At 64.9% G+C, this 14,658-nt stretch carries 11 protein-coding genes; 7 read left to right on the top strand and 4 right to left on the bottom strand.

What is annotated here, in order from left to right:
- From U1738_RS00505 to U1738_RS00495, 3 genes are read left to right on the top strand one after another with little or no spacing between them, the layout of a single operon-like run.
- Positions 1-387 carry a DUF779 domain-containing protein gene (locus tag U1738_RS00505; protein ID WP_332787079.1) on the top strand — a complete coding sequence of 129 codons (387 nt, stop codon included), beginning with the start codon at positions 1-3 and terminating at the stop codon, positions 385-387.
- Between the two features lie 51 nt (positions 388-438).
- Positions 439-1,599 carry an FIST N-terminal domain-containing protein gene (locus U1738_RS00500; RefSeq protein ID WP_443026974.1) on the top strand — a complete coding sequence of 387 codons (1,161 nt, stop codon included), beginning with the start codon at positions 439-441 and terminating at the stop codon, positions 1,597-1,599.
- Positions 1,600-1,612: 13 nt separating this feature from the next.
- Positions 1,613-3,859: a hybrid sensor histidine kinase/response regulator gene (locus U1738_RS00495; protein ID WP_332787078.1), complete on the top strand. Its 2,247-nt coding sequence runs from the start codon at positions 1,613-1,615 to the stop codon at positions 3,857-3,859.
- Positions 3,860-4,036: 177 nt separating this feature from the next.
- Here U1738_RS00495 and U1738_RS00490 read toward each other — a convergent pair whose 3' ends face one another.
- From U1738_RS00490 to pedF, 4 genes are all read right to left on the bottom strand, one after another.
- On the bottom strand, positions 4,037-4,678 hold the full coding sequence (locus U1738_RS00490; protein WP_443026960.1) for a response regulator: 642 nt from the start codon (positions 4,676-4,678) through the stop codon (positions 4,037-4,039).
- Between the two features lie 113 nt (positions 4,679-4,791).
- A complete protein-coding gene (locus tag U1738_RS00485) occupies positions 4,792-6,585 on the bottom strand; it encodes a methanol/ethanol family PQQ-dependent dehydrogenase (protein WP_332787077.1) in 1,794 nt (597 codons plus the stop codon).
- A gap of 105 nt (positions 6,586-6,690) precedes the next feature.
- The gene (locus U1738_RS00480) at positions 6,691-7,545 is read right to left on the bottom strand and encodes a substrate-binding periplasmic protein (protein WP_332787076.1); all 855 of its coding nucleotides are present in this window, start codon (positions 7,543-7,545) and stop codon (positions 6,691-6,693) included.
- On the bottom strand, positions 7,542-7,976 hold the full coding sequence (gene pedF, locus U1738_RS00475) for a cytochrome c-550 PedF (RefSeq protein WP_332787075.1): 435 nt from the start codon (positions 7,974-7,976) through the stop codon (positions 7,542-7,544). Before pedF ends, U1738_RS00480 begins: the two co-directional genes overlap by 4 nt.
- Before the next feature lie 136 nt (positions 7,977-8,112).
- Between pedF and U1738_RS00470 the strand changes: the two genes are divergently transcribed.
- The 4 genes from U1738_RS00470 to acs all read left to right on the top strand — a co-directional run bounded on the left by U1738_RS00470 (position 8,113) and on the right by acs (position 14,645).
- A complete protein-coding gene (locus U1738_RS00470; RefSeq protein ID WP_332787074.1) occupies positions 8,113-9,069 on the top strand; it encodes a PQQ-dependent catabolism-associated beta-propeller protein in 957 nt (318 codons plus the stop codon).
- A gap of 101 nt (positions 9,070-9,170) precedes the next feature.
- Positions 9,171-10,574: a porin family protein gene (locus U1738_RS00465; RefSeq protein ID WP_332787073.1), complete on the top strand. Its 1,404-nt coding sequence runs from the start codon at positions 9,171-9,173 to the stop codon at positions 10,572-10,574.
- 80 nt (positions 10,575-10,654) lie between these two features.
- Positions 10,655-12,679: a TonB-dependent receptor plug domain-containing protein gene (locus U1738_RS00460; RefSeq protein ID WP_332787072.1), complete on the top strand. Its 2,025-nt coding sequence runs from the start codon at positions 10,655-10,657 to the stop codon at positions 12,677-12,679.
- Positions 12,680-12,692: 13 nt separating this feature from the next.
- Positions 12,693-14,645 (top strand): acetate--CoA ligase, encoded by a 1,953-nt coding sequence (gene acs, locus U1738_RS00455; RefSeq protein ID WP_332787071.1) that lies wholly within the window; start codon positions 12,693-12,695, stop codon positions 14,643-14,645.
- Positions 14,646-14,658 lie beyond the last annotated feature (13 nt).

Below are 14,658 nucleotides of genomic sequence, written 5' to 3'. Positions count from 1 at the left end.
ATGACCCCGCCCCGCATCCTCTCCACCCCCGCCGCCGACGATCTCATCGCTCGCCTGACGTCGCTTCACGGTCCGCTGATGTTCCACCAGTCCGGCGGCTGCTGCGATGGCTCCGCGCCGATGTGCTATCCGGCGGGCGAGTTCCGGGTCGGCACACAGGACATCCTGCTGGGCACTATCGCTGACGGCGTACCCGTCTGGATCGGCGCCGCACAATTCGAATATTGGCGCCACACGCAGGTCACGATCGATGTCGTGCCCGGTCGCGGCGCAGGTTTCTCGTTGGAAGGACCGGAGGGCATGCGCTTCATCATCCGCAGCCGCGTCTTTACCGATGACGAGGTCGATGCGCTGGACGCCGCCGGAGAACCCGCGCGTGGCGGCTGAACGGGTGCACGGGTGATGACGTGGGGCGACGGGCGTGACATCATGGAGATGATGACGCTCAGCCACCCCGACACGCACGACGATGCGCCGATCCGCACCGCATCGACCTGCATCGACGATCCCGTCGATGCTGCGCAGCAATTGTTCCGCGCGCTCGATCCGCAATCGCTCGCCGGGGTGCTGCTGTTCTGCTCCAGCCGCTACCGGCTGGATGCGCTGGCCAACGCGATCAACGATTGCACCGAAGGGCTGACGGTCATCGGCTGCACCTCGTCGGGCGAGATCACGCCCGGCGGCATCGCCGAGGGTACGATCACCGCGATCGGCTTCCCCGCCAGTCACTTCACGCTCAACGCCACGCGTTTCGAGAATCTCGACAGCTTTGATGATGGCGATGCGCAAGGCGTGGTCCGCGCGCTCGTCGCCGCCGCCGGAGAGGCCTCGCGTGGCCTCGGCCCCCACCTCAATCGCGCGGCGATCTTTCTGGTCGACGGCCTGTCCCACCGCGAGGAGATGCTGACCGTCACCGTGCAGGACGCGCTGGGCGAAATCCCGCTGATCGGCGGCTCCTCGGGCGATGGCTTCGATTTCAAGGAAACGTTCGTCTTCCATGACGGCCAGTTCCGCCGCGATGCCGCGTTGGTCGCGATCCTGTCATCCACGCGCGCGATGAAGGTCTTTCGCTCGCAGCATTACCAGCCCGGAACGATCAAGATGGTCATCACCGGTGCCGATCCGGTCGGCCGCGTCGTCAGCGAGATCAATGCCGAACCGGCGGCGGCCGAATATGCCCGCCTCACCGGCGTGACGATCGACCAGCTCGGCCCCGCCGTATTCTCCGCCCGACCGCCGATGGTGCGCGCCGGTGGCGAATATTACGTCCGTTCGATCCAGACCGCCAACCCGGACGGCAGCCTCACCTTCTATTGCGCGATCGACGAGGGCGTCGTCCTCACGCTGGGCGAAGGTCGCGATATCGTCGCCGGCCTCGAAACCCTCTTCGCCGATCTAGATGCCGGGGTCGGCGGGATCGACCGGATCATCGGCTTCGATTGCGTGCTCAACAAGGTCGAGGTCGAGCAGCATCAGCTCACCCGCACCGTCTCGCAGATGTACATCGAACACCGCGTCACCGGCTTCAACACTTATGGCGAGCAATTCCACGCGCTGCACGTCAACCAGACCTTCAGCGGCCTGGCGATTGGCAAATGAGGGGCGCCCGGTAATGGCGGCACGCGCGCAGGATCACGAAGGCGAACGGATCGCTGCGCTGGAGGCGCAGATCGTCAAGCTGAAGCGCATCAACACCGCGCTGATGGACCGCGTCGAACGCTCCACCGATCTACAGGGCAACGCCTTCTCGCTGTTCGAAACCGCGATCAGCCTGGAAGGCAAGGTGCGCGAACGCACCACCGATCTCGAACGCGCCTTGCAGGAACTCGCGCAAAGCAACGCGGCCCTCGGCATCGCCAAGGAAAGCGCCGAAGAGGCGCAACTCCGCCTGCGCGACGCGATCGAAAGCATCAACGAAGGTTTCGCGATCTTCGACGCCGACGACCGCCTCGTCTTGTGCAACCAGACCTATCTCGGGCTGTGGCCGAAAATCGCCGACCGGATCCTACCCGGCGTCACCTTTTCCGAGATCACCGACATGATCGGCAAGGATGGCACCACCTTGGGCGCGATGATCGCGCGCGATCGCTGGGTATCGGAACGGATGGCACAGCGCATGATCGCCGATGGCGGCCATGTCCACGCGCTGGCCGACGGGCGCTGGATCCAGATCAACGAACTGCGCACCAGCGATGGCGGCATCGTCGGCGTGTATACCGACATCACCCAGGTCAAGGCCGAGGACGCTCGCAGCCGCGCGCGCGAACTGGCCGAGAAGAGCGCGATCCTGCAAGCGACGCTGGATACGATCCCGCAGGGCGTCTGCGTGTACGATGCCGACCGGCGGCTGGCGGCGTGGAACGATCCGCTGCTCGCCGTCATCGGCCTGCCGGCGGACGGCATCGCGCTCGTCACCACGCATGCCGGGCTGGTCGCATCCTGCACGATGCTCAACGGCCCGATGGAACCGGATGACCCGCTCGGCTGGCTCAACGAGGGTACAGCAGAAGCCGTCTCCCGCCGCCATCACGCCGGCGGCAAGGTGGTCGAGGTGCGCCGTGCGCCGATGCCCGGCGGCGGTATGGTGATGAGCTTCGGCGACATCACCGAAAGTCTGCGCGCCGCCGACACGCTGAAAGAGGCCAACGAAACGCTCGAACGCCGGGTCGAGGAGCGCACGGCGGACATCAACGCGGTGAACACTCAGCTTCATCAGGAAATCACCGAACGCCTGTCGGTCGAGGAGGCGTTGCGCGACGCCAAGACGGCTGCCGAACAGGCCAACATCTCCAAGACCCGCTTTCTCGCGGCGGCGAGTCACGATCTGCTCCAGCCACTCAATGCCGCCCGCCTGTTCGTCGCGGCGCTGGGCGACCGCCGCCTCGCCCTCCCCACCCGCGCACTGGTCCGCCAGACCGGGTCGGCGCTGGATTCGGTCGAGGATCTGCTTGAAGCGCTGCTGGAAATATCCCGCCTCGATGCCGGCGCGATCACCGTCGATCCGGTCGATTTCGCATTGGACGAATTGCTGCACAGCATGAAGACCGAGTTCTCGCCCATCGCGCGCGATCGTGGCCTCACCCTGCGCGTCGAAGACAGCGGACAATGGCTGCGATCCGATCCGCGCCTGCTACGCCGCATCTTGCAGAACCTGATCTCCAATGGCCTGCGCTACACCTCCGCCGGCTCCGTCGAGGTATCGACCCGCGTGATCGACGGCCAACTCGAGATTGCCGTGACCGACACCGGTCTCGGCATCGCGCCCGAACATCATGCCGAGATTTTCGAGGAATTTCGTCGCATCGGCGACACCGGCCGCGATCGCGGCATCGGCCTGGGTCTTGCCATCGTTCAGCGCGCCACGCGCATGCTGGGGCATGACATGACGCTGACGTCCACGGTCGGCCAGGGTTCCCGCTTCGCGCTCCACGTGCCGCTCGGCGAACCGCGCGCTCTGATCGATCGGCGCATCGTCCCGGTCCGGCGCGGGCAGCTCGACGACCAGACGATCCTCGTGATCGACAACGAGGCCACTATCCTGGAGGGCATGGCGGTTCTCCTCGCCGGGTGGGGCTGCACGGTCGGCGGGGCGCTCGATGCGATCACCGCCGTGGCCCATGCACGGGCCGCCTGCCCTGACATAGTGATCGCCGATTATCATTTGGACGACGGCGCAACCGGCGACGCCGCGATCGCCGCCGTCCGCATCGTGTGCGGCGCGCATATTCCCGCAATCGTTATCACCGCGGATCGCACGCCCGAACTGCGCGACCGGCTCAGCGATCTGGGGCTCCACGTGTTGCAGAAACCGGTCAAGCCGGCTCAGTTGCGCGCGCTGATCACGCGCCTGACGCAGTAAGGACTCGAGTCTCGCCACCCGTCCAACAGTAGCGTTCTTCGAAAAAGCGCGCTTCCCCGGCGGAGGCCGGGGTCCAGTCACGAAGGTCTGTATTACGAAGCGTAGCGCTCGATTACCTCTGTCCGCGCTACTGGACCCCGGCCTTCGCCGGGGAAGCGCTGGAGAGGAATAGGCGGTTCACCCGCCGGCGGCGAAATTGACCTTGTTCACCAAAATCACCGCCTGCGTCCGGCTGAACACCTTAAGTTTGCTCAGGATCGCCGAGACATGCGCCTTCACGGTCGTCATCGACACATCCAGATCATAGGCGATCTGCTTGTTCAGCTTGCCCGCGACCACCAGCCGCAACACCACTTTTTGCTGCGGTGTCAGCGTATCGATGCGGCGCAATATTTCCGTGTCTTCCGCGTTAGCGGCAAGCTCGCTTTCCTCAATCTCCGGTGCGTAGATGTTGCCGGCCAGCACCATTTTCAGCGCATCGACGATGGCGCTGCGCCGCAAGGATTTCGGCACAAACCCCGCCGCTCCGGCCGCCAGCGCAGCCCGCGCAAGCCCGCGCTCCTGCGCGGCGGAAACGATCACCACCGGCACCGACGGAAAGCGCTCCCGCAATTCGATCAGCCCCGAAAACCCGGTCGCGCCAGGCATGTTGAGATCGAGCAGAACGAGATCGAAATCGCCCTCGCGCTCGATCACCGCCGTCGCCTCGTCCAGCGAAGACGCTTCGAACAATTCGCACTGGTCGAAGGCGACCGCTATCACGGTGCGCAGGCCGTCGCGCACCATCGGATGGTCATCGGCGATCAGTACTCGTTCCACGTAATCCCGATCCCCCGATTTGGCTGCCCCTGTCGATCGTATCCCGAAGCGTCGTGCAAGGCCATCGGGGGCGGCTTGCGCCACCCCCGTAAGCTCGACGACGCCGGTGGCGTTCAAGATTTCGGCAGCTTGAACACCCAGAGCGCGCCGCCCTGGTTGATATGCTGCACGGCCTTGGCGACCTCGCCGCCCCATAGCGGCACCGCTCCGCCCCAGCCGGACATCACCGCGACATATTGCTCGCCATCCTGCGTCCACGTCACCGGCGATCCAACCACGCCCGATCCGGTGTTGAACTTCCACAATTCCTTGCCGGTCTTGGCATCGAACGCCTTCAGATATCCTTCCGGCGTTCCGGTGAAGACGAGGTTACCGGCAGTGCTCAGCACGCCACCCCAGAGTGGTGCCTTGTTCTTGTATTCCCAGGCGATCTTGCCAGTCGCCGGGTCGATCGCGCGCAACACGCCGATGTGATCGTCGTACAGCGGCTTGATCGTGAAGCCGGCCCCCAGATACGCCGCGCCCTTCTTGTACGCGATCGGCTCGTTCCAGATGTCCATGCCCCATTCGTTGGAAGGGACGTAGAACATGCCGGTCTGCTGGCTGTACGACATCGGCATCCAGTTCTTGGCGCCAAGGAAGGCGGGTGCCGCGAACACGGTCGTGCCCTTTTCCGCGGTCGGCGGACCCGGACGGTTGGCGTCCACGAAGTTTGGCCGACCAGCCTTGTCGAACCCATTTGCCCACGTCGTCTTGGACACGAACGGCGTCGCCTGCAGGAACTTTCCGTTGGTGCGATCGAGGATGAAGAAATATCCGTTACGATCGGCCTTCGCGCCCAACTTCATCATCTTGCCGCCGCGCATCGCGTCGAACGGGATCAGCTCGTTGACGCCGTCGAAATCCCAGCCGTCATGCGGGGTCGTCTGGTAATGCCATTTGATCTGGCCGGTGTCCGGATCGATGCCGAGCGTGGACGCCGTGTACAGATTGTCGCCGGGGCGAAGGTGGCTGTTCCACGGTGCCGGGTTGCCGGTGCCCATGTAGATCAGATTGGTGTCGGGATCGTAGGTGCCGCCCAGCCAGGTCGCACCGCCGCCCGTCTTCCACTGGTCGCCCTGCCAAGTGGCGTTGGTCTTGCCGGTGACGCCGTTCTCCTTGCCGTTCATCATTCCCATATTGCCCTCGATCGTAGGGCGGGACCAGATCAGCTCTCCGGTATTGACGTCGCGGGCCTGCACTTCGCCGACCACGCCGAATTCGCCGCCGGAATTGCCGACGATCACCTTGCCCTTCACGATCATCGGTGCGGCGGTGAAGCTGTAGCCGGCCTTGTAGTCGGCGATCTGCTTGTTCCAGATCACCTTGCCGGTGATGCGGTTGAGCGCGACGAGGCGCGCGTCCAGCGTGCCGAAAATGATCTTGTCGCCATAGATCGCAGCACCGCGATTGACGACGTCGCAGCACGGCACGATCGCATCGGGCAGACGCGCATCATATTGCCACTTCTCCTCACCGGTCTTCGCATCGAACGCGAACAGGCGGGAATAGGAACCGGTGACGTAGATCGTGCCGTCATAAACGATCGGCTGCGATTCCTGCCCGCGCTGCTTCTCGCCGCCGAGGGAGGCGGAGAAGGCCGGAACCATCTTGGAGACGTTGCCGCTGTTGATCTGGGTGATCGAGCTGAAACGTTGGGCGCGGGGGCCCATGCCGTAGGTGAGGACGTCGCCCGGCGTCTTCTCGTCGTTCATCAAATCGGCGTCGGTCGGGCCGGCACCGGCACCGGCCACGGGTGCGACCGGGGCGGCGGGTGCCGGGGCCTCGTTTGCCGCCAGCAGCGGCGCGGCGAACATCGCACTGCTGACCGCGATTACCGACACATTGCGCATGAACCGCTTCATCATCGTCTCCCCTATTGTCTTTTCACTTGGTCTTGCGGCAATTTATCAGGCCGGGATGGTCCGCCAATTGGACCTTGGGACCACTCTCAGAATTCAGGATGCCAAATTTCAGGACGCCAGCGGCGGCCGCATCGTGACGCCGTATTTCTTGAAGATCGCATCGATCGTGCCATCGGCCTTCAATTCGCCCATCACCGTCTCGACATGATCGCCAAGATCGCGGCTGTCGTCCTTCACGGCCAGCGCGATGTCCCAACCGGGACTGGTCAGTGCCGGCAACGGCCCCTTGCGCGCGATCAATTTGTCCTGCCCCTGCAGCAAGGCATGCTCGACCTGCGCGCGCGTCGCCATCGCGACATCACTCTGGCCGTCGCGAACCTGGGTCAACGCCGCCATACCGCTCGGCACATGCGACACGTCGCCGCGCAGCACCCCACCGAACGATCCGCTAAGGTAAAAGTCGGGGATCGAATCCAGCTCGGCGACCAGCTTCCGCCCCTTGAACTGCGGTGGCGGAACCTCGCAGTCCAGATCGCGACCACAGGCCAACGCGAAACCCTCGCGATAATAAGGCGCGACGATCACGGCACGGTCGTTCCTCAGCGCGAATTGCCGGTCGTACGGCACATGCATCATGATATCGGACAGGGTACCGCCCGTGGCCGGACCCTTCCAGACGATCGTGCGCAGATCCTCGTCGACATCCTCGCCGGCCAGATAATCGCGCACCGCGGCACGAACGCCGATCTTCCTGGCGATCGCTTCGCCCAGCTCGACATCGATGCCGAGCGGCTTGCTGCCCTCATACCAGGCCCAGGGCTCGAAATCGCGATACACACCGATGTTCAACACACCTGCCGCACGGACCTTCTCCAGCGACATCGCGCGCACCGGAATGGCCGGCAAGGCGATCGCCGCGCCGATCCCGGCCAGGATCGTCCGACGTGAAAATGCTGCGCTCATTCCTGATGCTTCGTGTCGAGCCAGGCGCGGATCGCCCAGCCGGCTTTCTGGCCCAGCACGTCGCCCATCGGAGGCATGTACACCTTGCCGTCGCGCACTGACCCGTGGTGGTAGCGTTGCGCGAACCATTCGTCGCCAGCCTCTCCCACGTCGAGATAGCGCAGATCCGGCGCGATCCCGCCGGAGATCGCTTCCAGCCCGTGGCATCGCGCGCAATTCTGCCCATAGGCGGACTCACCAATCTTGATCGCCGCCGCATTGCCGCGATACGGATTCTTGACCAGCCATTCCTCGCCGATCGCGGGCAAGGTCGAGGTATCGACCGGTTGCGGCAGGACGTTGCCATGCGCGAGGACGTTGACGGTGATCGACATGGCGGCGACCGCACCCGTCGCGGCCAGCACGAGGTGGGACAGGCGGGGCTTCTTCATGGGCAAAAACTCTCCAGCAACAGTCCGCATCGAACACCTGCGGATTCTCGTATGTCGTTCTATGGATGGGGTCATGCCGACCCTATTGCACTTAGGTATAGCATGACGCTTGCGCGCCATCGGTTAGGTTCCTGATATGCACCGTCTTCTACTCCCGCTCGCCCTGCTCCTGCCCACCGCCGTTCAGGCCGAGACGATCTACGTCTCGAACGAGAAAGGTAGCAGCATCACCGTAATCGACGGCGCGACACTCAAGCCCATCGCAACCTGGCCCGCCGGCAAGCGCGCGCGCGGCATCCAGATTTCGCGGGACGGCAAATTCCTGTATCTCTGCGCCAGCGACGACAATGCCGTGCAGGTGATCGACACCGCCACCGGCAAGGTGATCGCCGATCTGCCCTCCGGCGAGGATCCCGAGCAGATTGCCCTCTCCCCGGACGACAGGATTCTGTTCGCGACGAACGAACGCGACAATATTCTCACCGCGATCGACATCGCGTCGAAGAGCGTCCTGTTCCAGGTGCCGGTCGGCGAGGAACCCGAAGGCGTCGCGGTCAGCCCGGATGGCAAGATGGCGGTCTCCACGTCCGAGACGGACAGCGCGCTCGACTGGACCGACATCGCGCAGAAGAAAGTGATCGGCCAGACCCCGGTCGGCGATCGCCCCCGGCATGTCGAATTCACCGCCGATGGCAAATTCCTGTGGGCCAGCTCGGAGATCGGCGGGCAGGTGCAGATCATCGACACCGCGACGCGCGCAGTGGTGAAGACGATCGCGTTCGAGCCGCCCGGCGTGTTCAAGGACAAGGTGATGCCGGTCGGCATCCGCTTCACACCGAACGGCAAACTGGCGATCGTGGCGCTGGGGCGTGCCGATACGATCGCGATCATCGACGTCGCGACGTCCAAAGTGCAGACCTATGTCCCCGTAGGCCGGCGCGTCTGGCATGTCGGCATCAGCGCGGATGGCACCCGCGTCTATTCGGCCAATGGACTTTCGGACAATGTCTCGGTCGTCGATATCGTCTCCGCCAAGGTCATCGCGACCATTCCCGCAGGGCGCGCGCCTTGGGGCGTGGCGATCGCGCACTGATCACCGGGCACTTAAGTCCAATTCCCTGAGACGCCTCTCATCCCCAGCCTAAGGCCCAGATCGGTGCCGCGACCACGCGGGCCGACTTCAGGGAGGATAACATGAGGGGCACCAGGAAATTTCTGCTCGGAAGCTGCGCACTGGCGCTGCTGGCCGGCGCGACACCCGCCTTCGCACAGGACGATACGACCAACGCGCTGCTGCTGCGGCTGAAGGAAAAGGGCATCCTGACCGACGAGGAATATAACGACCTCGTCGCGCGCAAGGCGGCCCAGCCCGCCGCCGTCGCGACCAACGCGCCACAGGCCCCGCAGGCCGCCGCCGCTTCTCAGCTCGACGACAAGACGCTCGTGCGGATGACCGACAGCGGCATCGGCATGACGGTCGGCGGCGTGACGGTGAAGTTCTCCGGCTCGGTAAACGGCTTTTACACGCACGATGCGCCGGAGAAGCGGACCGTCAACACGACGGTCGTCGGCGGCTTGGCCAGCACCGGTGCCCGCAACAGTTCGTCGGTGCGCAACGGCCTGCTGCCGGGCATCTTCGGGATCGACGTCTCGACCAACCAGGGCGGCTGGGACGTGGCCGCGCATTTCGGCTTCTATCCCGGCATCAACAGCGTTTCGAACGTCGGCGGTGCGAACTCCGCCGGTACGCCGCAAGCGCTCGCCACCTCGGGCATCGATGCTCGCCAGACCTATCTGACGTTCGGCAAACCGACGCTCGGCACGATCAAGATCGGTCGTGATATCGGCCTGTTCGGTTCGGATGCGATCCTGAACGACATGACGCTGCTGTCGGTCGGCACGACCGGCGGCAATGTCGGCCCTTCGAACACATCGCTCGGGCGCATCGGCATCGGCTATATCTACACCGATTTCCAGCCGCAGATCACCTACACCACGCCGAAGTTCGGCGGTTTCCAGGCCTCGGCCGGCATCTTCCAGCCATTGCAGACGATCGGCAATTCGGAGGCCAATTCCTCGCCCGGCTTCCAGGCCAAGGTGACGTACGACTTCAAGGCCGACGCCTTCTCCGGCCATCTGTGGGCGGCGGGGATCACGCAGAAGCATGACGGCATCGGTGGATCGCCCAGCTATACCGGCAACGGCTTCGATGTCGGTGCGAAGCTGTCTTATGCCGGGGCCAGCCTGCTCGGTTATTATTATGACGGCTCCGGCATCGGCACGACCGGCCTGTTCATCCTCTCGACCAGCGCCACCGGCCGCAAGCGCGAAAGCCACGGCTTCTACGGCCAGGCCACCTATACGATCGGCAAGCTGACCGGCGGCGTCAGCTACGGCGCGAGCTATCTCGATCTGGCATCGGGCGAAATCAACCCGACCCTGCTCGACAAGAACAGCTCCTGGGTCGGGCAGCTGCGCTACGGCCTGACGCCATGGGTCACGTTGGTCGGGGAATATACCCACACCAAGGCCGAGGCGCAGGGCATCAACGAAGCGAAATCGAACACGCTCGCGGCCGGCGCGATCCTGTTTTTCTAAGACGTTTCGCGATTTGACGCTAATGGGGCGGTCCGTGGTTCGGGCCGCCCTTCTCTTCTTTCCGAAAGTCCATGTCCTCGATGCGTCGCTCCTTCGGATTGCCCCTGATCGCTCTGCTGCTGCCGCTTCCGGCATTGTCGCAGACCGCGCCGCCTGCTGCTCCAGCGTCGGGGGATGAAGGCGAGATCGTCGTCCTCGGCTCCGGCCTGCCCTTGCCGCCCGGCACGCCTGCCTACGGCTCCTCGATCATCGATCGTGCGCGGCTCAACAATGAGGCTTCCGACCGCGTCGAGAACGTCCTGAAGGACGTCGCCGGCTTCCAGCAATTCCGCCGCTCGGACAGCCGCTCGGCCAACCCCTCCGCCCAAGGCGTGACGCTGCGCGCGCTCGGCGGCAATGCGTCGAGCCGCGCGCTCGTCCTGCTCGACGGCGTGCCGCTTGCCGATCCGTTCTTCGGCTACATCCCCTTCACAGCCCTGTCGGCGGATCGCCTGTCGGGCGTGCGAATCACGCGCGGCGGCGGATCCGGGCCGTTCGGCGCCGGCGCGGTGGCAGGCACGGTCGAACTGGTCAGCGCCACACGCGCCGATCTGCCCAACTATTCCGGCAGCGCATTCTACGGCAGCAACGACGCGATGAGCATGGCCGGGTCGGTCTCGCCCGATCTCGGCGGCGGCTTCGCGACGCTGTCGGGCCGGTTCGAACGCGGTGACGGCTTCTTCACCACGCCGGACAATCAGCGCGTCGCGGCGACCGCCCGTGCACGCTATCGCGACTGGTCGGCGGGTCTACGCGCCGTCGCCCCGATCGATGCCGACACCGAGCTGCAATTCCGCGGCCTGCTGTTCGGCGACAACCGGACCTTGCGCTTCAAGGGCGCCGACAGTTCGTCCGAGGGCGAGGACGCCAGCGTGCGCCTCATCCATCGCGGCCGCTGGCAGATCGATGCGCTGGCGTACGTTCAGGCGCGCAACTTCACCAACAAGGTGATCAGCAGCACCAATTTCCGCCTCAGCCTCGATCAGCGCAACACGCCCTCCACCGGCATCGGCGGCAAGATCGAGATTCGCCCCCCGGTCGGCCCCGATCACGTGCTGCGCATCGGCGTGGACGCACGTAAAGCGGACGGGCAATTGTTCGAGGACGCCTACAGCACCGTCACCGGCCTGGTTACCGCGCGACGCAATGCCGGCGGCACCACCAGCACGACCGGGTTGTTCGTGGAGGACGACTGGACGATCGGCCGGCTCGTCTTGACGGGCGGTGTGCGCGGCGATCGCTGGACGATCAGCGACGGTTTCTTCCGCGAGAAGAACAATGCCGGCAGCGTCACTACCGACCAGCGCTACGGCAATCGCGACGGGCTCGAAGCGACCGGCCGCGCCGGTGCCCTGTTCCGCGCGACCGATGCGGTGGCGCTGCGCGTCGCTGGTTACACTGGCTTCCGCCTGCCGACGCTCAACGAACTCTACCGCCCGTTCGTCGTCTTTCCGGTGACGACGCAGGCCAATGCGGCGCTGGGACTTGAAAAGCTGCGCGGCTTCGAAGGCGGCGTGGACCTGACCCCGGCCAAGGGGATCAAGATCGGCGTTACCGCTTTCTACAACCGCCTGAACGATGCCATCGCCAACGTGACGATCGCGACGAACGTGCGCCAGCGCCGCAATGTCGATGCGGTCGTCGCCAAGGGCGTCGAGGTCACCGCCGGGATCGTGCGCGGCCCGGTGTTCTTCGATGCCTCCTACGCGTTTACCGATGCCCATGTCCGGGCGAGCGGGGCGTCGATCGGATTGAACGGCTTCGTGCCGGCGCAAAGCCCGCGCCATGCCGCCAGCGCGACCTTGGGCTGGGCACCTGCTGCCGGCTGGTCGCTCTCGGGCACGCTCCGCTACGTCGGCAAACAGTATGAAGACGACCTTCAGACCGATATACTCCCGGATGCGTTGACCGTAGATGCGGTCGTCCGGGTGCCGATCGTCAAGCATGTCTCGCTGGTCGGCCGCGCGGAAAACATCTTCGACGAGACGGTCGTCACCCGCAATCAGGCGGGATCGATCGATCTCGGCACGCCACGGACGCTGTGGATCGGCATCCGGTTGAACTGAGGGAGAGACTGAGGTGAGCGACGACATCTATCCGGTGCCGGCGGAATGGGCGAAGACCGCCCGGATCGACGCCGCGACCTATGCCGCCGATTATGCGCGCTCGCTTGCCGATCCGACCGGCTATTGGCTGGAACAGGCGCAGCGGCTCGACTGGATCAAAGCGCCAACGGTGGCGGACGAAAGTGATTTCGGCGAAGAGAATTTCGCCGTCCGCTGGTTTGCCGATGGCGTGCTCAACGTCTCCGCCAATTGCCTCGATCGCCATCTTGCCGAACGCGCCGACACGGTCGCGATCATCTGGGAACCGGACGATCCCAAGGCGACCCCGCGCCATATCACGTACGGCGAACTCCACGCTGAAGTCTGCAAGTTCGCCAACGTCCTGAAGGACAAGGGCGTGCGCAAGGGCGACCGCGTCACTTTGTACCTGCCGATGATTCCGGAGGCGGCGGTGGCGATGCTCGCCTGCACCCGCATCGGCGCGATCCATTCGATCGTCTTCGGCGGCTTTTCGCCCGATGCTCTCGCCGGGCGCATCACCGATTGCGATTCGAAGATCGTCATCACCGCCGACGAAGGCCGGCGCGGCGGCAAGACGGTCGCGCTCAAGACCAACGTGGATGCCGCGGCCAGGCTCACCGACTGCCTGCAAACCGTGATCGTCGTGAAGGCGACCGGTGGCGATGTGCCGATGATCGAAAGCCGCGACTTCTATTACGGTGATCTGATCGCGGAGGCGTCCGCCGATTGCGCGCCCGAACCGATGAACGCCGAAGATCCGCTGTTCATCCTCTACACCTCCGGCTCGACCGGCAAGCCCAAGGGCGTGCTGCACACCACCGGCGGCTATCTGCTCTGGGCCAGCCTGACCCACGAACTGGTGTTCGATTACCGCGACGGCGATGTCTACTGGTGCGCGGCGGATGTCGGCTGGGTCACCGGGCACAGCTACATCGTCTACGGCCCGCTCGCCAACGGCGCGACGACCCTGATGTACGAAGGCGTGCCCAACTGGCCCAGCCCGTCACGCATCTGGGAAGTGGTCGATCGGCATAAGGTCAATCAACTCTACACCGCACCCACCGCCCTGCGCGCGCTGATGAAGGAAGGCGACCGGTACGTCATGGCGACCGACCGGTCCTCGCTCAAGATCCTCGGCAGCGTCGGCGAACCGATCAATCCGGAGGCATGGCGCTGGTATCACGAGGTCGTCGGCGGCGGGCGCTGCCCGATCGTCGATACCTGGTGGCAGACCGAGACCGGCGGACACATGATCACCCCCCTGCCCGGCGCGACCGCGCTTAAGCCGGGCAGTGCGAGCCATCCGTTCTTCGGCGTCGAACCGAAGCTGGTCGATGCCGAGGGCAAGGTGATCGAAGGTGCCGCCGAGGGCAATCTCGTCATCGCACGCAGTTGGCCGGGGCAGATGCGCACCGTGTGGGGCGATCACGATCGTTTCTTCCAGACCTATTTCAGCACCTATCCCGGCACGTACTTCACCGGCGACGGCTGCCGCCGCGATGCGGACGGATATTACTGGATCACCGGACGCGTGGACGACGTGATCAACGTCAGCGGCCACCGCATGGGCACGGCCGAGGTCGAATCCGCTCTGGTCCTGCACAAGACGGTGGCGGAGGCGGCGGTCGTCGGCATGCCGCACGATATCAAGGGCCAGGGCATCTACGCCTATGTCACGCTCAACGCCGGCGAGACGCCGAGCGACGACCTGCGCAAGGAATTGGTGAAGTGGGTCCGCCAGGAAATCGGCCCGATCGCTACGCCCGACGCGATCCAGTTCACCCCCGGCCTGCCCAAGACGCGTTCCGGCAAGATCATGCGCCGCATCCTGCGCAAGATCGCCGAGGGCGATGTGTCGAGCCTCGGCGACACCAGCACGCTGGCGGACCCGAGCGTGGTGGACGATCTGGTCGCGAACCGCGTGGGGCAGAGCGTGCCGGCCTGAACGGCTACCGTCA

This window comes from Parasphingomonas caseinilytica (assembly GCF_036663755.1).
Lineage (GTDB): Bacteria > Pseudomonadota > Alphaproteobacteria > Sphingomonadales > Sphingomonadaceae > Sphingomonas.
This window is presented reverse-complemented; position numbering and strand designations above follow the sequence as displayed.

Excerpts from the sequence above, each read along its gene's own strand:
- U1738_RS00465 (WP_332787073.1), top strand. The coding sequence starts at position 9,171 with ATGAGGGGCACCAGGAAATTTCTGCTCGGAAGCTGCGCACTGGCGCTG.
- U1738_RS00505 (WP_332787079.1), top strand. The coding sequence starts at position 1 with ATGACCCCGCCCCGCATCCTCTCCACCCCCGCCGCCGACGATCTCATC.
- pedF (WP_332787075.1), bottom strand. The coding sequence starts at position 7,976 with ATGAAGAAGCCCCGCCTGTCCCACCTCGTGCTGGCCGCGACGGGTGCG.
- U1738_RS00495 (WP_332787078.1), top strand. The coding sequence starts at position 1,613 with ATGGCGGCACGCGCGCAGGATCACGAAGGCGAACGGATCGCTGCGCTG.
- U1738_RS00470 (WP_332787074.1), top strand. The coding sequence starts at position 8,113 with ATGCACCGTCTTCTACTCCCGCTCGCCCTGCTCCTGCCCACCGCCGTT.
- U1738_RS00500 (WP_443026974.1), top strand. The coding sequence starts at position 439 with ATGACGCTCAGCCACCCCGACACGCACGACGATGCGCCGATCCGCACC.
- U1738_RS00480 (WP_332787076.1), bottom strand. The coding sequence starts at position 7,545 with ATGAGCGCAGCATTTTCACGTCGGACGATCCTGGCCGGGATCGGCGCG.
- U1738_RS00460 (WP_332787072.1), top strand. The coding sequence starts at position 10,655 with ATGCGTCGCTCCTTCGGATTGCCCCTGATCGCTCTGCTGCTGCCGCTT.
- U1738_RS00485 (WP_332787077.1), bottom strand. The coding sequence starts at position 6,585 with ATGATGAAGCGGTTCATGCGCAATGTGTCGGTAATCGCGGTCAGCAGT.